Origin of the sequence: Methylobacter tundripaludum SV96 (assembly GCF_000190755.2) — a bacterium.
Lineage (GTDB): Bacteria > Pseudomonadota > Gammaproteobacteria > Methylococcales > Methylomonadaceae > Methylobacter_A > Methylobacter_A tundripaludum.
This window is the reverse complement of sequence record NZ_JH109152.1, coordinates 2,294,949-2,318,465: the sequence shown is the minus strand read 5'-3', so window position 1 is coordinate 2,318,465 and position 23,517 is coordinate 2,294,949. Positions and strand designations below refer to the sequence as shown.

Sequence of the window (23,517 nt, the reverse complement as noted above, 5' to 3'; positions counted from 1 at the left end):
TCAATGGGCAAAATCAAGCGCTTTGCAGTTCGTCGGCAAGAGAAGCAATCTCCTCGACGGCGGCAGCCAGTTCCTCAGCGCCTTGCGATTGCTGAGTGGCGGCAGCGCCGGCCTCGGCAGCGGCTTTTTCGGCTTCCTGAGCGGCGGCGGAAATTTGGTCCACACCGGTTTTCACCTGGGCGATGGCGGCGGCAATCTCGTTGGAAGCGGTCAGTATTTCAGTAGTGCCGGTTTCCACCACAGCGATGTCGGTTTCGATCAGCACCAGATTTTCGGTCGTGGCCTTGGCCTTTTCCACTTCGCTCAGCGCCGCAGCCTGGATCTCCTCCAAGTCGCGAGCGACTGTACCGATCTGATCCTGTACCGCTTTAACCAGATCCTTGATGCGGTCGGCATTCTCGGCGGAATCGTGCGCCAAGTTACGAATATCGGTCGCTACAACCACGAAGCCCTTGCCGTATTCTCCGGCGCGCGCGGCTTCGATTGAGCCGTTGACGGCCAGCATGTTGGTTTGGATGGAAACCGTGGCAATGGCATCGACAATCTTGTCGATACGGCGCGACACCAGCTCCAGCTCCTTGACTTGCCTGATGCTGTCGCGGGTCGCGTCTGCCGAACCGGAAACGCCGGCAATCATCGTATCGATAGACGTTTTGTTGACATCCAATAGTTCCTTGATTGCCGCAACTTTTTCGCCGCCGACGGTCGCACGGGCCTGGGCCACTTCGATACCCTTTTCGATCTGGGCAATGGCAGCAGCAGATTCTTCGGTCGCCGCCGCCTGCGCTTGTGCGCCTCGACGGATTTGTTCGATAGCAGCCATGATCTGGGTACCGGAACGGTTGATTTCCTGCACGGCGGAAGACAGTTCCTCGGCGGCGGAAGCCACTTCTTCGGCGCTCTTGGCGACGTCGGTGGAGTTTTTAAGGTCTTCGGCCAACTCGGACAGGTTTTGCGCGGCCTGCTCGCACTCGGCCAACGCTTGCGCTTGTTCCTCCACGGTTTTACCGGCTTCTTCAGCGGCAGTGGATTGCTCTTCAGCAGCCGAGGCAATCGTTTCCGAGGCTTGCATGGTCTGTTGCGCTGCGGTGCTGGACTGCTGGGCGCCGCTGGCGATTTCCCGAATACCGCCGACGATCTCGATCACATCCACACGGATCTGTTCCAGTTGCATGGTGATGGTCTTGCCGTTTTCGATTTCTCCCTCGATGGTTTTTGCCGAGGTGTTGATGCCATCGGCGATGACTTTAACTTCCTGCTGAATTTGTCCCACCAGCTCCTGAATCTGTTGTGCGCTCTTTTCTGACGTTTCTGCCAGGGTGCGCACTTCGTCGGCCACGACGGCAAAGCCCTTGCCGTGCTGTCCGGCGCGCGCCGCTTCAATCGCGGCATTAAGCGCCAGCAAGTTGGTCTGGTCGGCAATGCGCGCTACAGCCTTGACGATATCGCCGATATTGGCCGCCTGCTTTTCAAGCTCGACCACCCTTTCCACCGACGAAGACTGGCGTTGCGCTGCCACGCCCACATTAGTCACCAGACCGGCGACTTCAGCGCTGGCCTTGGCCACCAAGGCTTGTATGACTTCGCCTTTGGTCTGGCTGATGTCTGCGTTTTGCAACTGACGGGCAATGGCAACGCTTACCTGGTTGACCGCTGCCAGCGATTCCTGAGCAGCGCCTGATGCTTCTTCGGCGCCGGTGGCGATCTGGTCGCCGGCGCGCTTCAATTCTTCGGACGCGGAAGCCGCTTCGTTAATGCCGGAGGCCAGCTGACCGGTTGCTGCAGCGATGCGCTCTGCCGCCTGCTGTTGTTTGGCGAGGGTACGCGCTTTCTTGCGCTGGGCATCCGCATCGCGTGCAGTCACGCTAGACGAATGACTGCCTTCTACCGCTGATGCGGAGGCGGTTCTGGTATTGGTTTTTTTGACGATAGCCATCGGGTTTCTCCTTTAAGATTTTAATAAAAACGGGATTTTAACGAACAGTAAAACAACCGCCGGGATGCGATGGCAACCAGTCGGAATAAGAACCAACCATGGAAGAAATTCCATAGCGGTAAGCATGGGGACGCTTCTGGATATGTACGCTTAACGCGAACACAATCAGGCATCGAAAGTCTTGAGTAGACTTCGGGATAGGGGGCATATGTGGAAAGAGTTCCACACCGGGAAGCGCGAGTGTGCGCTTCCGGCAATAATTCCGGATATATCCGATTAACGTGAAAACAACTAGGGGGGCGAAAAGCTAAGCAGCCTTTGGAAATAAATCCCAGGCCAATCTCTATTCTGGCATGTATTTTGCTAAACCCGGGGGGGGTAAATCCTTTAAATAACAACAGGTTATACTGTATTTTTTGTTCGTTTACAGGAAGCATAACGGCTCCCATTACCGCATAACTACAGATCAAACCCACAAGGCCGGTCACCCCAACCTCTTGACAGTGGTTTTGACTGGTTTTCGACATGCGGTTAATTCCTCTTTTTTGCGCGATAAGTTTTTGCCCGCCGACATCACAATCCGGCAGGGCTATTCAGTTGGCATCGAGTCTGAACCGATCGAGCGACAGCCACAATCAGGGCAATCTGAACTTAGCTAGGAATCGCCCTACAAAAACAACACCGGCATTTTGTAGGAAATGGATTACACGTAGGATATTTTACAAATCGAATCAATGAATTGCATTGATAACTATAGTGTGCATTTTTCAGCAAGGAAATAACTACGAAAAAATATCTTTGTTATATGGAATCTTATGAACAGCATACGCATCAACTTAAGGATGGCGCACAGGCTTTGCCCGCAAGTTATGCGATGAATTGTTAATCCTAAAAATGCAGTTGGAGCGCGTGAAAGCCGCCTTCGTGCTGAGCCCCATTCGACAAGCTCATGACAGGCTTCGGCTACGCTCAGGAGAGCCTTGTCGAAGCATGAACGGCTTTCACTTCCTACTACCCGTTTGGAATGCTCCACTGCGGTTTTTAGGTTAATGGGCAAGCAAAGCTTGCACTCCTGTTATACGACAAACTGTAATGAGGTAGTTCCAAAACATGTTTTTGGATTCTGGTTTTTTTATGATAAATCGAATAATGGCCGGTTGTTATCTTACGGCGTGGCGTCTTCTTGATTTATGGATCGCGTCTTGGCTAGTTGCAGCAGCAAACTGCCTGCAAAAGGGAACGAGCTGATAAACAGCAGAGATAAGAAGGTGAAAAGTTGATTTTATTCTCCTCAACCCTCCCGGCAACTGCACCATGCAATCACCTATCAGAAGAGGAGGCAAAAATAGTTTTATAACTAACTGTATTTAAATATAAAAACACGCTTAAACAGCTATACTGGAACGCAGCAACTATCCCTACCAGATCAAATCATCGGGAACCTGATACGCTGCGTAAGCATCATCAACCACATCGGTCGTTTTATTGGACTCATTAAAGACAATCACGCTGGCGGCATCGCGCGCCTGGATTTTTTGCGCCACCTCGGCTGACACCACTTCATATTGCGGCCCAAGCTTTACAATAGCCAGCCGTCCTTCGGCAATTTGATCGCGCATCCCCTCCGAGACGTATAGCCGCTTGACCTTATTATTATCGGTAAAATTAAAGGCCAAGCCTTCAGCGTCTCTAGGCAGCCGATTTAATTCAATGATCTGTTTTATTTGAGCGGCCAACTGTTTTTGCTCGTCCTGCTGCTGGCGCAACTGGTTAAGCTCCCGATCCCTTTGGATTTTTTCAGCCTGTGCTTTTTGAGCCAGTTCTTTGGCCTCGTCAACCACTTCGACTTTGTTCTTGCGCTGCTGCTGGGTTTGCTTGCGCTTGTCGGATTTAACGCTTTTGGCTTGAGCGGCGCTGACCAAACCGGACTTTAGTAATTGTTCTTGTAATGATAATTTTGCCATTTTCTATTCCACCGTAACCGATTTCGCAAGATTTCTGGGTTGATCAACATCCGTACCCTTCAACACCGCGACATGATAAGCCAACAGTTGCAATGGGATGGTGTACACAATCGGCGAAATCTCATTGCCGACTTGAGGTACTTTTACGATCCGTACATTTTCATCATTTGCCGATGCCAATGTTTCATCCATAAAAACAATAAGTTGCCCGCCTCTTGCGCTGACTTCCTGTATATTGGATTTGAGTTTTTCCAGCAGGCTATTGTTCGGCGCGACGGTTACAACCGGCATGTCGGCATCGATTAATGCCAAGGGGCCGTGTTTTAACTCGCCTGCCGGGTAGGCCTCGGCATGAATATAGGAAATTTCCTTTAATTTTAACGCCCCTTCCATGGCTATCGGATAATGGGTGCCCCTGCCTAGAAACAAGGCATGCTGTTTTTCGGCAAATTGCTCGGCCAGGACTTTAATTTCATCATCCAACTGTAATACTTTCTCAATTTTCCCCGGCAAGCTGAAGAGTTCCGAGGTGATCTTTTGCTCCACTATTTCGGTCAGGTGAAAGCGTCTGCCGATCGCAATAACCAATAGCATCAATGTTGCCAGTTGCGTGGTGAATGCTTTGGTCGATGCGACGCCAATTTCAGGGCCCGCACGGGTCATTAATACCAGATCCGATTCTCTGACCAACGAACTTTCAGGCACGTTGCAAATGGCTAATGAATATTTTGCGCCCAGTTTCTTGGCTTCCAACAATGCTGCCAGTGTGTCGGCGGTTTCGCCGGATTGCGATATGGTGACAATCAGGGTATCCGGCGCTAATACCGGGCTTCGGTAGCGAAATTCACTGGCTACTTCGATATTGCAGGGGACGCGGGCCAGTTCTTCAAACCAGTAGCGTGCCACCATCCCGGCATGATAGCTGGTGCCGCAGGCTAAAATCTGGATGGCTTTTATGTTATCGAACACTTCGGCGGCGTTATGCCCGAATGCGTTTTCCTGCAGGCGATTGTTAATGAACCGGCCTTCCAGGGCTTGCGAAATAGCAAAGGGCTGTTCGTAAATTTCTTTCAGCATATAATGACGATAGTCGCCTTTATCGACGGCATCCGCGGTCAACTGACTTTCTATGATCGGACGACTGACTGCCTGATCATCCCGGTCATAAATAACCAGCCCGTCTATGGTGATCGCCGCTATGTCGCCGTCTTCCAGAAATATAAAACGTTGCGTAACCGGGAGCAATGCCGCCACATCGGAGGCAATAAAATATTCGCCTATCCCGACGCCGATAACCAGCGGACTGCCTTTTCTGCATGCTATCAGGATATCGGGACTATCAATGCTCATTATCCCCAGCGCATAGGCGCCATCCAGTTTTTTGACGGCCTGTTTAACGGCGCTCAGCAACCCGTCGGTAGATTCCATAGCGTGATGAATTTCATGCACGATAACTTCGGTATCGGTTTCTGAAGTGAACTCGTAGCCCTGCTTCAGCTGCACTTCTCTTAAATGCTCATGGTTTTCAATGATGCCGTTATGGACTACGGCAACTTTATTCCGGCAAATATGCGGATGCGCATTAGCCGTACTGGGTTTACCGTGGGTCGCCCATCGGGTATGCGCTATTCCAATATTGCCTGAGATAGGATCGGCTTCCAGCAGCGCCTCAAGTCCCTTTACTTTGCCCAGCTCCCGTTTCCGGTAGATTTGCTGATTGCTTATAACCGCGAGGCCTGCCGAATCATAACCGCGATATTCCAGCCGCTTTAGGCCTTCCAATAAAATAGGCACTACATTTCGTTGCGCGATACCGCCTACAATTCCACACATATTATTTCTCCTCGGTAATTGTTCCCAACATTACACTCGGCAACTGCTCCTGCGTTGCTCTACCTCCTCCATCCGTGGAGTCGTACCTTCCTGCATCCATGCAGTCCTGCTTAACGGGTCGTTGCCATCCGGCAAGGGACATCTGTTTGGCCCTGCTTAAGGTCAACTGATTCTCAGGGCTGTCTTTGGTAATGGTTGATCCTGCGCCTATCGTAGCGTTTCTGCCTATAGTAACCGGAGCGACCAACTGGGTATCCGAGCCTATAAAAGCGCCGTCTTCAATAACGGTTCTGAACTTGTTAACGCCATCATAATTACAGGTAATGGTTCCCGCGCCGATGTTGACTTTACTGCCCACCGTCGTATCGCCGATATAGCTTAAATGATTTATTTTGCTGCCTGCGGCTACCGATGATTTCTTTATCTCTACGAAATTACCGATATGCACGTCATTAGCCAGAACGCTTTCCGGCCTTAGTCTGGCGTAAGGACCGATTCTGCTGCCCTGCCCGATAACCGCATCTTCTATGACGCAGTTTGCCAGGATTTCCACATAGTCGCCGATAATGGAATTTTTTATCTGGGTGTTGGCGCCGATTTTGACATTGCTGCCGATGCTGTTTTTTCCTTCCAAGATCACATTAATATCGATTTCTATGTCTTGCCCCAGACTCTCTATCGAACCTCTTTGATCAAAGCGCATCGGGTCTTTTAAGGTGACCCCCTGCTCCATCAAACTATTGGCTTGCTCTTGTTGGTAGACGCGTTCCAAGTGACTGAGCTGTATGCGATTATTGACACCCAATACTTCATCCTCGGTTTCGGGCTGGCTGGTCACGATGTTAATTTGATCGGCGACGGCCATTTCAATCACATCAGTCAAATAATATTCACCCTGGACGTTGCTATTATTTAACTGGCTCAGCCATTTTTTTAATTGCTTGCCTTGCACCGCCATGATGCCGGTATTGACTTCGTTGATCTGCTTTTCGCTCAATGCCGCGTCTTTTTCTTCGACAATTTTTGTAACCTGCCCGGCTGCATTGCGGACTATTCTGCCATAGCCGGCCGGATTGGCAAGATTTACGGTGAGTAAAGCCAGAGACTGATCGTTGACATTGTTTATCAGCAGTCTGATGGTTGCCAATTTCAACAAGGGTACATCGCCATACAGTATCAGCACATTATCGGAATCGGCAATTTGATCGCTCACTTGCTGCACAGCGTGGCCCGTGCCTAACTGCTGCTTTTGCTCTATCCAGTCGGCATCCAGGTTTTTCAAGGCTTCTGTAACCTGATCCGCACCATGGCCTACAACAATCTTGATAGTATTGTTTTCCAAGTGCTTGGCGGTGTCGTAAACATGCTGCAGTAAAGGTCTATTGGCAATTTTATGTAAAATTTTGGGTAGCTCCGAACGCATCCGCGTTCCTTTACCCGCAGCCAGAATAATGGTCTTTATGTTCATTTTGATATTCCGTTAAACCAAAAAAGCCCGATAGCGCATGAATACGTTACCGGGCTTTTTAAAAAGGGAGGAGCTTCGCCTACAGGACGTAGGCGAGGGACATGAGCAAGAACGAAAGCTTTGCCATGTAATATCCCAACTACCCGCCGCGTTTTCTAAATCTATCCAATGTTCTTAATTGCATAACAGCTTCCTGCAATTGCACCTGAGCCGTTACAAAATCAATCTTGCCCGACTTGTCTGCCAATGCTTCTTCAGCTCTGGCCTTGGCTTCTATTGCGGCTGCCTCATCAATATCTTTCGCTCTGATAGCCGTGTCAGCCAGAATGGTAATCATATGCGGTTGTATCTCCAGCATACCTCCTGACACATAAAACTGATAAGTTTCCTTATCGTTGACTTTCACCCGAACTTCACCGGCCTTAAGTCTGGATATTAATGGTGCATGCCGAGGAGAAATGCCCACTTCGCCAAGTTCGGCAGGAGCAAATACCATTTCCGCTAATCCGGAAAATATTTCCTTTTCTGCACTAACGATGTCTACATGTACGGTCATGGTCATTTTTATTACCTAGCAATTTTATAACTTATTTCATGCCTTTTGCTTTCTCAAGCGCTTCGTCTATGGTTCCTACCATATAAAAAGCTTGCTCAGGAATCGCGTCGTATTCACCGTCGATAATGCCTTTAAATCCGGCAATGGTATCTTTCAGTGACACATACTTACCCGGAGAACCGGTAAATACCTCGGCAACGAAGAAAGGTTGTGACAGGAACCGTTGCATTTTACGCGCTCTTGATACAGTCAATTTATCTTCTTCAGATAATTCATCCATACCCAAAATCGCAATAATGTCGCGTAATTCTTTATAGCGTTGCAGGATACCCTGAACCTTACGAGCCACGTCATAATGCTCTTGTCCGATAACCAATGGATCAAGCTGACGGCTTGTAGAATCCAAAGGATCAATCGCAGGATAAATACCCAATTCGGCAATTTGACGTGACAATACGACGGTCGCATCCAAATGCGCAAACGTGGTTGCAGGCGATGGATCGGTCAAGTCATCCGCAGGTACATAAACCGCTTGGATAGACGTAATAGAGCCGGTCTTGGTTGAAGTAATACGCTCTTGCAGTACGCCCATTTCTTCAGCAAGCGTAGGCTGGTAGCCCACCGCTGAAGGCATACGGCCTAACAGTGCCGATACTTCAGTACCCGCCAATGTATAACGATAGATGTTATCCACGAAGAATAGTACGTCGCGGCCTTCATCACGGAAATATTCCGCCATGGTTAAACCGGTCAACGCAACGCGCAGTCTGTTTCCTGGCGGCTCGTTCATTTGACCGTAAACCAACGATACTTTGTCGATTACGTTTGAATCGGTCATTTCGTGATAAAAGTCGTTTCCTTCACGAGTACGCTCACCCACGCCGGCAAACACCGAGTAACCACTGTGCTCAATCGCGATGTTACGGATCAGTTCCATCATGTTAACGGTCTTGCCAACACCGGCACCACCGAATAATCCGACTTTACCACCCTTGGTAAACGGGCAGACTAAATCGATAACCTTGATACCGGTTTCCAGTAACTCGGTTGCCGCAGCCTGTTCAGCATAACTTGGCGCTTCACGGTGGATGCCCCATTTAACTTTTTCGCCGATTGGGCCTTTTTCGTCGATAGGCTCGCCCAGAACATTCATAATGCGGCCCAGGGTTTCCTGTCCGACCGGCACTGCAATAGGGGCATTGGTATTACTGACTTCCAAGCCGCGACTTAAACCATCGGTAGTACCCATCGCAATAGTTCTGACGACACCATCACCTAATTGCTGCTGAACTTCCAGCACCAAGCCTTTGCCTTGTACATTTAAGGCATCATATACTTTGGGCAGGTCTGAACGTGAAAACTCCACGTCAACGACCGCGCCGATAATCTGAACGATTTTACCCGAACTCATTGAGTTGTCCTCTTGTGTTGTGTCATTTTAACTTGGGTCCTTCGACTAGCTCAGGAGAGCCTTAAACGGCTGCGGCACCGGCAACAATTTCTGAAATTTCCTGGGTGATAGCGGCTTGTCTGGCTTTGTTATATACCAGCTGTAGTTCGCTGATAATATTTCCAGCATTGTCCGAAGCACTCTTCATCGCCACCATTCTGGCAGCTTGTTCGCAGGCGTTATTTTCAACCAGTCCCTGATAGACGATAGATTCGATATATCGGGTTAGCAAATGGTCCAAAACTTCTTTGGCATCAGGTTCATAAATATAATCCCAATGACCGTTTAGACTTTCCTCAAGCTCACCGGCTACGACAGGCAATAGTTTTTCGATTGTAGGCTTCTGGGTCATGGTATTAACGAACTCATTGCTAACTACATGCAATTCATCGATTCTACCCTGCTCATACGCATCCAACATGATCTTAATGATGCCGACAATGTCATGCTGGTGCGGCGTATCACCCAATTTAGAAACCTGACCGACTAAATTCGCTTTCAGGTTGCCAAAAAAACCAAATGCCTTCGTGCCTATCGTGCAAATATCCACTTCAATATTTACCTTGTCCCATTGCATTATTTGCGTCAGCGTTCTTCTGAATAAATTTGAATTCAGTCCGCCGCATAAGCCCCTGTCGGAGCTAATCACAATGATCCCAACCCGCTTAACCTCACGTTCAACGAGAAAAGAGTGTTTATACTCAGGATTTGCTTGAGCCAGATGCTTGATAATCTGGCCAATTTTTTTGGAGTATGGACGTGTTGCCAGCATTCTGTCTTTTGTTTTACGCATTTTACTCGCGGCAACCATTTCCATTGCCCGGGTGATCTTTTGAGTATTTTTTATACTCCCGATCTTGGTGCGTATTTCTTTACCAACAGCCATTTTAAGACCCTTTTACCAGCTATGAGTTTTGACGAAAGTCTGGATAGCTGTAAGCATACCCTTTCTTATGTCGTCACTGAAATCGCCAGTTGCATTAATGTTGTTCATTAACTCAGAATGCTCTGACGTCATGTACGACTGTAAGGCAGCCTCAAAATCGAGGACCTTGTTAACTTCCAAGCTATCCAGGAAACCTTCATTGGCAGCAAACAAGGAAACCGCCATTTGCGCGACCGACATCGGCGAATATTGATTCTGCTTCATCAACTCAGTCACACGTTGACCGCGTTCAATCTGCTTGCGGGTGTTTTCATCCAGGTCGGATGCAAACTGTGCAAAAGCCGCCAACTCACGGTATTGCGCCAAATCAAGACGCGTACCGCCACCCAATTTCTTGATGATCTTGGTTTGAGCTGCACCGCCTACACGCGATACCGACAAACCTGCATTCACCGCAGGGCGTATGCCGGAGTTAAACAAATCACTTTCCAGGAAGATCTGACCATCGGTAATAGAAATTACGTTAGTCGGTACGAAAGCCGATACGTCGCCGCCTTGAGTTTCAATAATAGGCAATGCGGTCAATGAACCTGTTTTACCTTTTACCTTACCGCCGGTCAATTTCTCAACTTCGGCTGCATTAATGCGTGACGCTCTTTCCAGCAAACGAGAATGCAAATAGAACACATCCCCTGGGTATGCTTCGCGGCCTGGCGGACGGCGCAGCAACAGGGAAATCTGACGATAAGCCCAGGCTTGCTTGGTTAAATCGTCATAGATGATCAAGGCATCTTCGCCACGATCTCTGAAAAACTCACCCATCGAACAGCCGGTATAAGGCGCGATAAATTGTAACGCTGCCGATTCCGATGCAGACGCTGCGACAACAATAGTATGTGCCATTGCGCCGTGCTCTTCGAGCTTCCGAACTACGTTGGCAATCGATGCACGTTTTTGGCCGATAGCGACATAGATACATTTAATACCTGTACCTTTTTGATTGATAATCGCATCAATTGCAATAGCCGTTTTACCGGTTTGTCTATCGCCAATGATCAACTCGCGCTGACCGCGACCAACAGGAATCATCGCGTCGATAGATTTCAAACCCAGTTGCACAGGTTCGTCAACTGATTGACGGGCAATTACACCGGGTGCAATTTTTTCAATCGGCGAAGTTTCGGTTGTCTCAATAGCACCTTTGCCGTCGATAGGATTACCCAGCGCGTCAACGACACGACCCAGCAATGCTTCCCCAACCGGTACTTCCAGAATTTTACCGGTACATTTTACGGTATCGCCTTCAGAGATATGCTGGTATGAACCTAATACCACCACACCCACGGAATCCCTTTCAAGGTTAAGCGCCATGCCAAAGGTATTGCCGGGAAATTCCAGCATCTCGCCTTGCATCGCTTCCGAAAGACCATGTACTCGTACAATACCGTCAGTCACACTAACTACGGTACCTTCTGTATGAGCCTCGGCGCTCAGGTCGAAGTTTTCGATCTTCTTTTTAATCAGATCACTTATTTCAGATGGGTTTAATTGCATGTTCTGTTTCTCGCTCTAGTTTAGAGTCGTTTTGCTAATTGTTGAAGCTGGCCTTTAATGGAACCGTCAATCACTCTGTCGCCTGCACGTACCAGAACGCCACCAATTAATGATTTATCCACGGTCACATTCATATGGACTTTTTTGCTTAGCGTTTTTTCAAGCGTTGAAGTGAAACGTTGCTTTTCTTCTTTAGTGAAAGCGTAAGCAGTTGCTACTTCAACATCGACATAACCTTCACTTTCCGCCTTATAGGCTTCGAATAGCTCCGCAATAGTCGGCGCCAAGGTTAGACGGTTGTTTTGAACCAGTAATTTCAGAAAATTTGCACCTTCTTCATCTACTTGCCCCTGGCAAATATCGAGCATCAACGCCGATAACCTCTCACTACTTACCTTAGGGTTATCCACTACGACAGAAATCTCTTTATCGTTCAGGACAGCCGATATAAACGCCAAACTTTTCGACCACTGTTCAGTAGTGCCGGTTTCTTTGGATCGCTTGAACACCGCTGCTGCATATGGTCTTGCCAATGTTGCCAGTTCGCTCATTATGCTTAACCCAGTTGATTAGAGATTTTGCTCAGGATGTCCTGGTGCTTGGTTTTATCGATTTCCGCACTCAAAATCTGTTCTGCTGCCAGCAAAGCCAAGGCTGCTACTTCTCTACGCAAACCTTCTTTAGCTTGTTGTTTTTCTTGTTCAATTTGCGCCTTTGCCACAAGAATCAAACGCTCGCCTTCTTTCTTGGCGGTGTCTTTTGATGCTTCAACAAGTTCATTGGCACGTTTTTGAGCTAGATTAACAATCTCTGAAGATTGCTCTTTGGCTTCTTTTAAAACGCCCTTGGCCTTTTTCTCTGCCAAGTGCATTTGTTCCTGACCTTTTTCAGCCGCAGCCAAACCATCAGCAATTTTCTTTTTACGTTCTTCTAAAGAGTCAAATAAAGGCGGCCAGATGTACTTCATGGTAAACCATACCAGAAGTGCAAAGGTAATCATTTGCCCAATCAGAGTAGCATTGATACTCACGATGCGTTCCTCTTGTTGCTAGTAAAGTTAAACAGCCTATTAACCCGCTGCCGCAGCTGTTACAGCAGACAGGAATGGGTTAGCGAAGGTAAAGAACAGCGCCAAACCAACACCGATCATTGTTACCGCGTCTAACAGACCCGCAACAACAAACATTTTTACTTGCAGCATAGGTACCATTTCCGGTTGACGAGCAGCGCCTTCCAGGAATTTTCCACCTAGCAGACCGAAGCCTATAGCTGTTCCTAAAGCGCCCATACCTAGAACCAGACCCACTGCAATAGCAGTCATGCCTTGTACATCAGCAATTAATTTTGCAATTTCCATGAAACCTCCAAACGTATAGTTAAATTATAAAAAGTTAAAAAAATCATTGCCTACATGGGCAGATATTTGCTCCTCGGCAACTGCTCCTGCGTTGCTCTACTACAGGCCATCCATGGCCTTATGCAATATCTGCATTCACCACATCCATGTGGATTATGTCGGTAAGGGGCGCGAGTAGGAACGAAAGCCTTAATGATCTTCGTGTGCCATACCCAGATACACAATGGTTAGTACCATGAATATAAATGCCTGAAGCGTGATAATTAAAATATGAAAGATCGCCCAGGGAAAACTCAACACCGGCTGAATATACCAAGGCAATAAAGCAATCAAAATAAAGATCAACTCACCTGCATACAGGTTTCCGAATAAACGAAGCGCCAATGAGATTGGCTTGGCAATTTCTTCAACCAGTTTGAGCAGTAGATTGAAGGGTAACAGCCAAGGGCCAAACGGCTGAAACATCAGCTCTTTGGCAAAGCCCCAAGGGCCTTTTATTTTGATGCTATAGAAAATAATCAAACAAAAAACGGAGATGGACATCGCGAATGTTGCATTTAAATCCGTACTTGGAACAACGCGCAGGTATTCAATACCCATCAACGAACCAATTAACGGCAATATATCAACCGGAAATAAATCCATGAAGTTCCACAGGAACACCCAGCAAAAGATAGTCAATGCCAGAGGAGCAATTAGTTCATTTTTACCGTGAAAACTGTCTTTAACCTGAGTATCGACAAATTCAATCAGCATTTCTGCAAAATTTTGCACTAAACCCGGAACGCCTGCTGTCGCTTTTTCTGCCGCCCGCTTAAAAAACCAGACAAACAGGCCACCCAAGACGGCTGAAAAAAACAACGTATCCAGATTTAATGTCCAGAAACCCTCGCCCACGGACAGCGAAGTTAAATGGTGAATAATATACCCGGTTGCACCTTCGGCATGAGCTTCGGTAGCCATCGTTCCTCTCTAAATATTAGTAATGTCAGCGCATTAACAGCGCAAACCAAAAAACCGATAATGCTGCTATGTATACGGCCAGCAGCGGTAATATTTCTATGTTTGGGAGTTGAAAAATCATGAAGAACAGCGCGGCCGTTAACAATAACTTGCCCGATTCCCCGGCATAAAAAGATCTTACAATCTTTCTTGCTTCCTGCCCTGCGGACTTATGTACCCGCAATGCAAAATACAGGTTTGGAATAAATGCCGCCGCCCCGCCTAAAGCCGCCGATAGGGCGTAAGACCTTCCCCCTGTCAGGGCAAATCCTGCTGTCATTATTATTATCATCAAAATTTGATAACTTATAATTTTACTGACAGCGGAGCGATTTCTAGCTGTCACACCCAACTCCATACCCAACAGGTCGGGAATTATATCGATCGACCTTCATTAAATCAAGGAAGATTAAATTTAACTTACATTTTTTATTGTTTTTCATCTACAGGCTCATTAGCTATCACGCTATTTAATTTGCCCGAGAATTCCATCCAACTCTTCTAAACTGGAATATGCGATGACCAGCTTACCGGTGCCATTTTCTTTATGCTCAATCAGCACTTTTGCACCCAGCTTTGCCGTCAAGTCCTCCTGCAATCGCAAGGTGTCTTTGTCTATTTCCCTTGTTTTAGGGGTTTTATGCTCTGCCTGGCTGTCCTTAACCAAGCGCTCTGCCGCTCTTACCGTTAACCCGTCCCTGACAATCTTGTGAGCCGCAGCTACCTGCTTCGGACCATCCAGAGATAGTAGCGCTCGTGCATGGCCCATTTCCAGCTGCCTATTGATCAACAGCTTTTTCACTTCCGGGTGCAAGTCGATCAGTCTCAGCAAATTAGTAACCGTAGCGCGCGACTTACCAACCGCGTCCGCAACTTGTTGATGGGTCATTTCAAACTCGTCCAACAACCGTCTTAACGCTTCCGCCTCTTCCAAAGGATTCAGATCTTCTCTTTGAATATTTTCAATCAGCGCTATCGCCATTGCGGCGCGGTCGTCTATCTCCTTGATGACCACCGGCACCTGCTGCAACCCCGCCAATTGCGCGGCACGCCAGCGCCGCTCACCCGCCACTATTTCATATTTTTCCGGCGCAATCTTGCGCACTACAACCGGCTGAATGATGCCTTGCACTTTTATGGAATCAGCCAACTCCTGTAGCTTTTCAGGGTTCATATCTTTTCTTGGCTGATACTTGCCTCGCTGCATATACTCGATTGGCAAGGTTTGAAGCTGATGGACGTCCCCTATTTCCCTGTGCTCGTCTTTATCGGAAACATTGCCTAATAAAGCATCCAGTCCTCGATTTAATCCCCGTTTTTTCACAGCCATAACTTTCAACTTTTCTCTTTTCTAATCATTTTACCCACCCATTCAACCGCCCCATAGCTCTTGCGCTGGTTTAGGACGGATCGGCACGGACTATCGATTCAAACTCTATAATCAATTGCCTTAAAGCCTCCGCTTCCTCAAGCAAGATAAGGTTTTCTCTCTGAATATTTTTAAACAACGCAACCACCATTGCCGCTCGGCCATCCGCTTCCTCGGTAATTACCGCCGCATCCATGCATTCGTCGACAACCGCAGGCACACTCTGAATGTCATCCTGGCCCACATCTTCAGTTAACTGATGATCACCCGCTTGCATAGTTTGCGACGGCTGTTTTTTCTCTTTAGCTGAATCATCAGCCAACAAGGCTTCAAGCCCCCGACCTAACCCACGTTTTCTTAAAGTCATGCGCTGTTCTGTTTTTCTTTTCTGATCATTTCGCCCGCCAATGCAATATAGGCTACAGACCCTCGCGATGATTTATCGTAACTCAGTACCGGTAGACCATGACTCGGAGCCTCCGCCAATCGAATGTTTCTTGGAATGCAGGTTCGAAACACCTTGTCGCCGAAATAGCGGATCAACTGCTCCGACACGTCTTTGGTCAAGCGGTTTCTGTCGTCATACATGGTCCGCAGGATACCTTCCAAATGCAGTTCCGGGTTAACGGAGTCCTGAATATTTTTCAATGTACTCATTAATGCGGATAGCCCTTCAAGCGCATAATACTCGCATTGCATGGGTATCAACAGGCTGTTGGCCGCTACCATCGCATTTAAGGTCAACATATTCAAAGAAGGCGGGCAATCGATCAAAATAAAATCATACTCCGCTTTTATCGGGATCAGGGCATCGGCCAGCCGCCGCTCCTTATGATCTGCATGCATCAATTCCACTTCAGCCGCAGTCAAATCGGAATTGCCCGGAATCACCGAAAAACCGATGTCCGGGATTTTAATGACCGTTTCCGACGCAGGCACTTCTTCCATCAACAAGTCGTAACTGGAATATTTGACCTCCTGCTTATCGATGCCGCAGCCCATCGCCGCATTACCCTGCGGATCGAGATCAACCAACAACACGCGCCGGTTAGCCGCAGCCAGCGAGGCCGCCAGATTTACGCTGGTTGTAGTTTTTCCTACACCGCCTTTTTGATTGGTTATGGCAATTACTTTTCCCACTAGCTTACCTCGGCCTGTTCAGGCAATTGTATTCGTACCAAACATCTTTCAACATCAGTTCCCGGCACACTAACCGATATGACAGATTTTTTTGCTGCGATCTCTGCCAGTTCTGCATCCAGATTCTGCCCCTTCATGGCCAGCAACACGCCATCCTTGCTCAGCAAGTGCGCGGTCAATTTCACTATATCGGACAAACCGGCAAACGCTCGGGTAAGAACTGCGTCATAGGTTTTCTCAGGATGATAATTTTCCACGCGACTGTGGAGAACCTCCACGTTTTTAAGCTTTAATTCCAGGACGACCTGTTGCACAAACCGGGTCTTTTTGGCATTGCTATCAAGCAAAGTAAAGTCAATCTCAGGCAGGCATATCGCTAACGGAATACCCGGCAATCCTGCACCGGTGCCGATATCGATGACCCGCTTGCCTTCAATATGCGGAACAATCGCCAAGCTGTCCAATATATGCAGCCGCGCCATTTCCTCCCTGTCCCGTATCGCGGTCAGATTATAGGCTTTATTCCATTTCTCAATCAGCTTTATAAAACTAAGTAACTGATCTATCTTTTCGTCAGTTACATTTAAATTTAATGATGCTATCCCGGAGACCAGGATTTCTCGACATGCTTCCATCAGGCGCTTTTCTTCTTTAGATAAACCAACAACAGGGAAATTGCAGCCGGGGTAATGCCAGGGATTCTCGATGCCTGGCCCAATGTTTCCGGCCGCTGTTTTTTAAGTTTTTCACTGACTTCGTTAGAAAGACCGGGAATGCCGTTGTAGTCAATCACTTCAGGCAAACGCAGGTGATCATAACGCAAAGCCTTGTCTATCTCGGTTTGCTGCCTGTCTATATAGCCTGCATATTTGGCCTGAATTTCAACCTGTTCGGCAACCTGCGGATCCATATCCTCTGCACTGTCCATAAACGACAACAGCTGCTTAACATCCACTTCCGGACGGCGCAGCAAATCCATCAAATTGGCTTCCCGCAACAACGGCTTGCCCCAATATTGCTCGACTTGCCCGGCCTCTGCCGTTTCCGTTCTGACCCATTTCTTTTTCAGGTCGTCCTGCAATTGGGCGATGGAGGCCCGTTTAATCTCAAATGCCTGCCAACGTGCATCATCGACCAAGCCCAATTCCCGGCCTTTTTCGGTCAAGCGTAAATCGGCGTTGTCTTCCCTCAGCAGCAACCGGTATTCCGCACGACTGGTAAACATCCGATACGGCTCTTGGGTGCCGCGCGTAATCAGGTCGTCGATCATCACGCCGATATAAGCCTCATCGCGCCCCGGACACCAGCTGTCCAGACCTTGAACCAAACGCGCCGCATTAAGCCCCGCAATCAAGCCTTGCGCCGCCGCCTCTTCATAACCGGTCGTGCCGTTGACTTGACCGGCAAAAAACAGCGCATTCATGTGCTTGGTTTCCAGCGATGACTTCAAATCTCTGGGATCGAAAAAGTCGTATTCAATCGCATAACCGGGGCGCACGATTTCGGCATTTTCAAAACCCAGCATCGAACGCACGAACTCATACTGCACATCGAAAGGCAGGCTGGTCGATATGCCGTTGGGATAAATCTCATGGGTATTCAAGCCTTCCGGTTCGACAAAAATCTGGTGCGAATCCCGATCGGCAAAGCGAACGACCTTGTCTTCAATGGACGGGCAATAACGCGGCCCGATGCCCTCGATAATCCCCGAATACAGCGGCGAACGATCCAGGCCGGAGCGGATAATGTCGTGAGTTTTATTGTTAGTACGGGTGATATGACACGGAATTTGCCGGGGATGATGCTCCGGCTTGCCGATAAACGAAAACACCGGCACCGGTTCATCACCGTGCTGCTCTTCCAGCTTGCTAAAATCGATGGTCCGACCGTCGATACGCGGCGGCGTGCCGGTTTTTAAGCGATCGATCCTGAACGGCAATTCCCTTAACCGCTCAGCCAGCGCGATGGAGGCCGGATCGCCCGCTCGACCGCCGCTGTAGTTTTCAAGGCCGATATGTATTTTGCCGCCCAGGAAAGTGCCTGTGGTTAAAACCACAGCCCTTGCCGTAAAGTTTAAGCCCATTTGAGTTTTAACACCGGCAACCCTATCGCCTTCGACAATCAAGTCGGACACGGTTTGCTGAAACAAGGCCAGATTAGGCTGGTTTTCCAGCGCCGTTCTTACCGCCTGCTTATAAAGCTGCCGATCCGCCTGAGCGCGGGTCGCCCTGACTGCCGGTCCTTTGCTGGCATTCAGGGTACGAAACTGAATGCCGCCACGGTCGATAGCCTGAGCCATCACCCCGCCTAATGCATCGACTTCCTTAACCAGATGACCCTTGCCTATTCCGCCGATAGCGGGGTTGCAGCTCATCTGTCCCAAGGTGTCGATATTTTGCGTCAGCAACAAAGTGTTCGCGCCGCACCGAGCCGATGCCAGCGCAGCCTCCGTACCCGCATGACCGCCGCCAACCACAATGACATCAAAGTCTCTTCTAAATTTCACTAGCGCTATGTACTCTTAAAAAATGGTATATTATCAATGTGTGGAGTCACACAAACTTGTCTTATTATAAGAGGTAAACGATGAAAAAACGTAAAAATCCGAAAGGGCCGCAAATTGCCCCTATTCAAAACCTGGTCGCGAAGCACGCGCACCTGTTTAACAAAGCACAAACCTTTTGCGATAAAAGCAAATACAGCCGCAAAGCGAAACACCCAAGGCAGGAGGCTAGTCCAATGGTTCCACGCGGAATTATTGGACTAGCCTCTTGTTTTATCCTAAGCAGGACCTCAGGCTTATTTCCTGCCGCATTACTTATCATGGGAATATAACTCATGCCGACTAATCCCAAGCTGGATGAAATGCTCCTTAAAGCCGTACAAATATCCATGCGCATTGAGGGCTATCAGCCTGCACGCACCGAACAGCTGAGACAACAGGCAAAACAGCTGATGGAGCAAAAAGGTGTCCAAGTATCAGTTCAAAGCAAGTGACATTTATCTGCCAGGTACAGACATCCCTAAAAATCGTTTAGGAATAGATGATGCCGAACTGTTGCATGAAATCGAAACAAACCTGTTAATAGCGTCCTACAGAATTCAAGTATCAGAACTGCAACCCGACACGCGATTTGATGAAGCCTATTTTATCGGCTTGCACAAACACACCTTTGCCAGCCTGTACGATTGGGCGGGAGAATACCGTAGCGAGGACATGAGCAAAGGCGGAAGCTTGTTTTGTTTGGCACAGCACCTCCCTGCACAGATGAAACGGTTATTCCACAATCTGGAGCAAGAGCAGTTTTTGAGGCAAGCCAACAGTGCGGCTAAGAAACATTTTGCCGAGCGGCTGGCCTACTACCAATGCGAACTGATTGCCCTTCATCCCTTTTATGAACTTAATGGCCGCATCACCCGGCAGTTTTTCGACCTGATTGCCATTGCCAACGGCTATTAACCGATTGACTATAGCCAAGCCCTGAACCAAGACACTGCTCCCAATTCTTATATTGAAGCGTCGATTGCCTGTATGCAAAGGGCCGATAATCGTCAATTACAACGATTCATCCTTGATGAACTAACCCGCATGGATGAATCTGCATGAAATGCACCTTCACGCTTGTATTAAACATCATGGATTTTCATAGGCATGCACAATGCAAAACCTGACACTTCTTTTGGCTACATTGTATTTGCATTTCTAATGTGCCTGCCTTAGCATGGAACTACTTTTGTAGTGTTTTATTTCGGAGTGAAGCTATGGGAATGCCGGTACGCATAAACGATGATTTGTACGAACAGGCACGGGCGCAAGCGCAGGCCGAGCGACGCACGATTGCCGGACAAATAGAATTTTGGGCCGTGGTGGGAAGAACAGCCTTGGACAACCCCGATCTGCCGATTGATTTCGTCCGTGACTTGTTGGTTGCCCGTGCAGAAGGGCCGACGCTTGCCACACCCTTCGTACCCGAAGGAAAGCGTGATTGATGGCTGATGCCGTTCAGGTACGGCAAAGCGCGACGTTCAAACGGGCTTATAAACGCTTGCATCCGAATCAAAAAGCCGATGTGGATGATGCCATAGCTGAAATTGTTCATGACCCGACCATTGGCGAAGCCAAGAAAGGCGATCTGGCGGGGGTGTTTGTGCATAAGTTCAAGTGCAACGAACAACTGATGTTACTGGCTTACGAATACGATCCCGGTACTCGTCTATTGCTGTTGCTGGGTTCCCATGAAAACTTTTACCGGGACTTGAAGCGGTAAACCAGTAAGTCCAGTCGGGCAGACATGTTGGTTGGTTCTACCCGGCATCGGCATTGCAGCTCTACAACTATTTAGGCCTTCTAATTACATTAACCCTCAGCACAACAGGTTTTCCATTACAGAGGCCAATCTCTTTCTTTATGGATTTATTATCTGTACTTCGCTGTGAAACCTCCAATACATGACGTAATGGCACACCCCAAGCTATTGCAATCGCTTCCATTAATGCTCCTTGCAATGACTTGGAATGAAAACTCCATTCACCACCCCAGATGTTTTCGGAGTTATCTTCGGGCGGCCAATCAACCCATATGTCGTGGCGGTCAGTTTGTAAAATTCCGGTGATTCCCATATCAACTGCAAAGACATTTTTATGAAGCTCGATTTCTCCAACATCCATACGGGCTATCGAAAGTGAAGCGTCCTGAAGGATTAAAATCTCATCGTCAAGATTTTCTCTTGAGAGACCATCTGCACTCTTCCAACCACCCTTGCCCTCGGCTATATGGAGCTTTTGTGTGGAACCATGAAGAGCTCGTATAGTGGAGGCACAGTCTGACTGATATTCACTATCCAGAGAATCCTTAAAGATCAGTTCCGCCTGTTCTGATGCCCATGGCTGAAAAGCATTTAAATCGGCGACGGGAACCCCAATATTACGTGCTGCGGTATGTGGCCTCCCGACAAGCACTCCACATATCCCGCTTAATTCACACGAACGAAATCCGCCAATAGTTACAACACCAGAAGTGACATGCCCATAAACATCAGAGAAATCTTTTCTATTATGCGACATTACGCTGACACATGCGCGCCCAACGACTTCACCAGATATACTCTTCATTAATCGCAAATTTGGCTCTATCATCTTTTGCAATGCAATGACCTCTGCACTTTTTTTGTTTGCTCTAGAACCCAAAAGGCGTTGCAAAAGCTTGCTTCCTTTTATCGTAATCCAGTCAGACGCCCCGACAACTAATGTCTTCTTCTTTTGCTCTACGTAAAGGTTGACATCCAATGTTGGGCATAGCCAAGCGCATCGCTCCTCAAGCGTCCATGTTTTTTGTATATTTGACTCAGAAAGCATTTGGTCAAAGATTGCTGGACTATTCATCCAAACCCGAACTCGCGTACCCCCGTCAATCAAACACTCATGACTATCAGCTTTTCTAAGAATTGGCCGAGAAGTCAGGCCATTTTGAAACTCTAAGACTAAGGTTTCATCACGTGCCCGTTCTGCGCGTCTGGTAATGACTTGGACTTTTTTTCCCCACATAAACACGGAAAAAAAGCCAATTCCAAACTGCCCCGAGGACGAAAATCCTTTCGACTCCAAGCCGGGCAGTTCCTTATGCATAAGTGAAGTACCCCAAAACGAGGTGCCGAAGTCTAAGAATGGCCCAGTCAATACGTTGATTGACATACCGATACCGCAATCTTCAACCTCAATCCATCGCCCGTTTGCATCTTCGCCGCTCCGAACAATAACGCTGCCCCAATCTGACGCTTGGTCTTCGGCAAGTCGACGCGCTCTAACAGCATCAGAGGCATTCTGAATTAGCTCTCTCAGTGGAACAGTTTCATTGTGCCCATATAACTTTTCTCCGCCAAGATTTCCGATTAGCCTTGCCACATCTCCAACCTGGATTTTTGCGTCGATAGGCACCCAATTCGATGTTCCAATAAGTTTCGCCAGTCGCTGTGGGTCATCTGCATAGGAAACGCCTCGCGCTGTAAGCCTTGGCCTCTTTGTATCGGCAAGTAAAGAATCAACTTGCCTCAATTCCCTATCAACGACTTGTAGTGCATCAAAACAGGTCCACCAAGCAGAAGCCTCGTCGACCGAGAAGTTGTCTTTGGAGGAGTAAACCAGTCGATCAGACTCAAGCCGTGGCTGATATAACTTCTCTTGAAATGACCAATGGTTGGCACTGGTTCCAACGGGCTTTCGAAGGGCTGCCAAGAAACCTGGAGCCCGTCTTTCGTCAAGATGGCTGGCGTCCGCTGTTCGCAAAATGCATGCAAGCTTGACCGGATCAACAGTCCAACTGTTGTCAAATCCACCCGGCGCACCCATTTCACGTGGCAAGTCTTGTACTAATTGTTCGGCGGGCCACCAGTGGCTATGAGCGATCTTCCCAATTATTGGTCCGTATGTGTTTCTTAAAGTTGGATCATCAATCAGGAAGTATTTATCAGCGCTCTTATGACGATCTGCCCAAGAAATAAGCGCCAAGCGCTCGGCATGTTTTGCGTGTAACTCTCTCAGCACTTGACGCATCGCTTGATTCTGAATGTTTTCAGGAGGATTTTTTATTGCATCAGGCGTTGGTTGGCATCCATGTTCTTTTTTAAGCAAAGCAGCAACAGTGTCGTCCCATAGCTCTGCTTTTCGTAATGTGCCAATACCTTCTGGATATGCAGCGAGTCCCATCCCCAAATCGTGAATTAAGAATGCACCGCCTAAAACAAATGCTTCAGCGGGTGTTAACGGAAAGTCTTGTCCGGCAATGAGTTGCGCCATTTCCCATAGTGCATCCAAGTGGGTAATGTCATGCACAGTAAATTCAGGGAGATCAATGGCAATTTCGCCAGCGAGTATTTCCGCACGTTCTCTAAAATTTTCATAAGCGGCTCTAAGACGAGCTCGATTTTGAGCTTCAACATCAGGCTCAAGCTGAGTTGCGAGGGTCTTCTGCCATAGGCTGGTATTCTCAAATCTTTTCATCACATC

General features: G+C 48.1%; 24 protein-coding genes. 5 read left to right on the top strand and 19 right to left on the bottom strand.

Going from position 1 to position 23,517, the window contains the following annotated elements:
* Positions 1-13: 13 nt before the first annotated feature.
* The 18 genes from METTU_RS10420 to mnmG all read right to left on the bottom strand — a co-directional run bounded on the left by METTU_RS10420 (position 14) and on the right by mnmG (position 19,021).
* The gene (locus METTU_RS10420) at positions 14-1,936 is read right to left on the bottom strand and encodes a methyl-accepting chemotaxis protein (RefSeq protein WP_006891474.1); all 1,923 of its coding nucleotides are present in this window, start codon (positions 1,934-1,936) and stop codon (positions 14-16) included.
* 1,418 nt (positions 1,937-3,354) lie between these two features.
* The gene (locus METTU_RS10415) at positions 3,355-3,900 is read right to left on the bottom strand and encodes a DUF2058 domain-containing protein (RefSeq protein WP_006891471.1); all 546 of its coding nucleotides are present in this window, start codon (positions 3,898-3,900) and stop codon (positions 3,355-3,357) included.
* A 3-nt stretch (positions 3,901-3,903) separates the two neighbouring features.
* A complete protein-coding gene (glmS, locus tag METTU_RS10410; protein ID WP_006891470.1) occupies positions 3,904-5,733 on the bottom strand; it encodes a glutamine--fructose-6-phosphate transaminase (isomerizing) in 1,830 nt (609 codons plus the stop codon).
* Between the two features lies 1 nt (position 5,734).
* A complete protein-coding gene (gene glmU / locus METTU_RS10405) occupies positions 5,735-7,201 on the bottom strand; it encodes a bifunctional UDP-N-acetylglucosamine diphosphorylase/glucosamine-1-phosphate N-acetyltransferase GlmU (RefSeq protein ID WP_006891468.1) in 1,467 nt (488 codons plus the stop codon).
* Positions 7,202-7,340: 139 nt separating this feature from the next.
* Positions 7,341-7,763, bottom strand: coding sequence for a F0F1 ATP synthase subunit epsilon (locus tag METTU_RS10400; RefSeq protein ID WP_006891467.1), 423 nt, complete (start codon positions 7,761-7,763; stop codon positions 7,341-7,343).
* A 25-nt stretch (positions 7,764-7,788) separates the two neighbouring features.
* Positions 7,789-9,168: a F0F1 ATP synthase subunit beta gene (atpD, locus tag METTU_RS10395; protein WP_006891465.1), complete on the bottom strand. Its 1,380-nt coding sequence runs from the start codon at positions 9,166-9,168 to the stop codon at positions 7,789-7,791.
* Positions 9,169-9,229: 61 nt separating this feature from the next.
* Positions 9,230-10,093 (bottom strand): F0F1 ATP synthase subunit gamma, encoded by an 864-nt coding sequence (atpG, locus tag METTU_RS10390; RefSeq protein WP_006891464.1) that lies wholly within the window; start codon positions 10,091-10,093, stop codon positions 9,230-9,232.
* Positions 10,094-10,105: 12 nt separating this feature from the next.
* Positions 10,106-11,647 (bottom strand): F0F1 ATP synthase subunit alpha, encoded by a 1,542-nt coding sequence (gene atpA, locus METTU_RS10385; RefSeq protein ID WP_006891462.1) that lies wholly within the window; start codon positions 11,645-11,647, stop codon positions 10,106-10,108.
* A gap of 20 nt (positions 11,648-11,667) precedes the next feature.
* Entirely contained in the window at positions 11,668-12,198 is a 531-nt protein-coding gene (locus METTU_RS10380) for a F0F1 ATP synthase subunit delta (protein WP_006891460.1), read from the bottom strand.
* A gap of 5 nt (positions 12,199-12,203) precedes the next feature.
* Complete coding sequence (locus METTU_RS10375) at positions 12,204-12,677, bottom strand: F0F1 ATP synthase subunit B (protein ID WP_006891459.1); 474 nt, start codon at positions 12,675-12,677, stop codon at positions 12,204-12,206.
* Between the two features lie 39 nt (positions 12,678-12,716).
* On the bottom strand, positions 12,717-13,004 hold the full coding sequence (gene atpE / locus METTU_RS10370; RefSeq protein ID WP_006891456.1) for a F0F1 ATP synthase subunit C: 288 nt from the start codon (positions 13,002-13,004) through the stop codon (positions 12,717-12,719).
* A gap of 189 nt (positions 13,005-13,193) precedes the next feature.
* Positions 13,194-13,967: a F0F1 ATP synthase subunit A gene (gene atpB / locus METTU_RS10365; protein WP_006891455.1), complete on the bottom strand. Its 774-nt coding sequence runs from the start codon at positions 13,965-13,967 to the stop codon at positions 13,194-13,196.
* 25 nt (positions 13,968-13,992) lie between these two features.
* Positions 13,993-14,352 carry an ATP synthase subunit I gene (locus METTU_RS10360; RefSeq protein WP_027148645.1) on the bottom strand — a complete coding sequence of 120 codons (360 nt, stop codon included), beginning with the start codon at positions 14,350-14,352 and terminating at the stop codon, positions 13,993-13,995.
* A 120-nt stretch (positions 14,353-14,472) separates the two neighbouring features.
* Positions 14,473-15,336 carry a ParB/RepB/Spo0J family partition protein gene (locus METTU_RS10355; protein WP_006891451.1) on the bottom strand — a complete coding sequence of 288 codons (864 nt, stop codon included), beginning with the start codon at positions 15,334-15,336 and terminating at the stop codon, positions 14,473-14,475.
* Between the two features lie 70 nt (positions 15,337-15,406).
* Positions 15,407-15,742, bottom strand: a complete 336-nt coding sequence (locus tag METTU_RS10350; protein WP_006891450.1) for a hypothetical protein — start codon at positions 15,740-15,742, stop codon at positions 15,407-15,409.
* Positions 15,739-16,515: a ParA family protein gene (locus METTU_RS10345; RefSeq protein WP_006891447.1), complete on the bottom strand. Its 777-nt coding sequence runs from the start codon at positions 16,513-16,515 to the stop codon at positions 15,739-15,741. Before METTU_RS10345 ends, METTU_RS10350 begins: the two co-directional genes overlap by 4 nt.
* Positions 16,515-17,150: a 16S rRNA (guanine(527)-N(7))-methyltransferase RsmG gene (gene rsmG, locus METTU_RS10340; RefSeq protein ID WP_006891445.1), complete on the bottom strand. Its 636-nt coding sequence runs from the start codon at positions 17,148-17,150 to the stop codon at positions 16,515-16,517. Before rsmG ends, METTU_RS10345 begins: the two co-directional genes overlap by 1 nt.
* The gene (mnmG, locus tag METTU_RS10335; RefSeq protein WP_006891444.1) at positions 17,150-19,021 is read right to left on the bottom strand and encodes a tRNA uridine-5-carboxymethylaminomethyl(34) synthesis enzyme MnmG; all 1,872 of its coding nucleotides are present in this window, start codon (positions 19,019-19,021) and stop codon (positions 17,150-17,152) included. The genes rsmG and mnmG overlap by 1 nt, the downstream gene beginning before the upstream one ends.
* A gap of 80 nt (positions 19,022-19,101) precedes the next feature.
* Between mnmG and METTU_RS10330 the strand changes: the two genes are divergently transcribed.
* From METTU_RS10330 to METTU_RS10315, 5 genes are all read left to right on the top strand, one after another.
* Complete coding sequence (locus METTU_RS10330) at positions 19,102-19,350, top strand: DUF7230 family protein (protein ID WP_006891443.1); 249 nt, start codon at positions 19,102-19,104, stop codon at positions 19,348-19,350.
* 3 nt (positions 19,351-19,353) lie between these two features.
* Positions 19,354-19,512: a hypothetical protein gene (locus METTU_RS23640; RefSeq protein ID WP_006891442.1), complete on the top strand. Its 159-nt coding sequence runs from the start codon at positions 19,354-19,356 to the stop codon at positions 19,510-19,512.
* Complete coding sequence (locus METTU_RS10325; protein WP_006891440.1) at positions 19,484-19,975, top strand: Fic/DOC family protein; 492 nt, start codon at positions 19,484-19,486, stop codon at positions 19,973-19,975. Before METTU_RS23640 ends, METTU_RS10325 begins: the two co-directional genes overlap by 29 nt.
* Positions 19,976-20,277: 302 nt before the next feature.
* Positions 20,278-20,505 (top strand): ParD-like family protein, encoded by a 228-nt coding sequence (locus METTU_RS10320; RefSeq protein WP_006891439.1) that lies wholly within the window; start codon positions 20,278-20,280, stop codon positions 20,503-20,505.
* Complete coding sequence (locus tag METTU_RS10315) at positions 20,505-20,783, top strand: type II toxin-antitoxin system RelE/ParE family toxin (RefSeq protein ID WP_006891438.1); 279 nt, start codon at positions 20,505-20,507, stop codon at positions 20,781-20,783. The genes METTU_RS10320 and METTU_RS10315 overlap by 1 nt, the downstream gene beginning before the upstream one ends.
* A 67-nt stretch (positions 20,784-20,850) precedes the next feature.
* Here the strand turns inward: METTU_RS10315 and METTU_RS10310 are convergent, their stop codons facing one another.
* Positions 20,851-23,511: an HD domain-containing protein gene (locus METTU_RS10310; protein WP_006891437.1), complete on the bottom strand. Its 2,661-nt coding sequence runs from the start codon at positions 23,509-23,511 to the stop codon at positions 20,851-20,853.
* Positions 23,512-23,517: the final 6 nt, after the last annotated feature.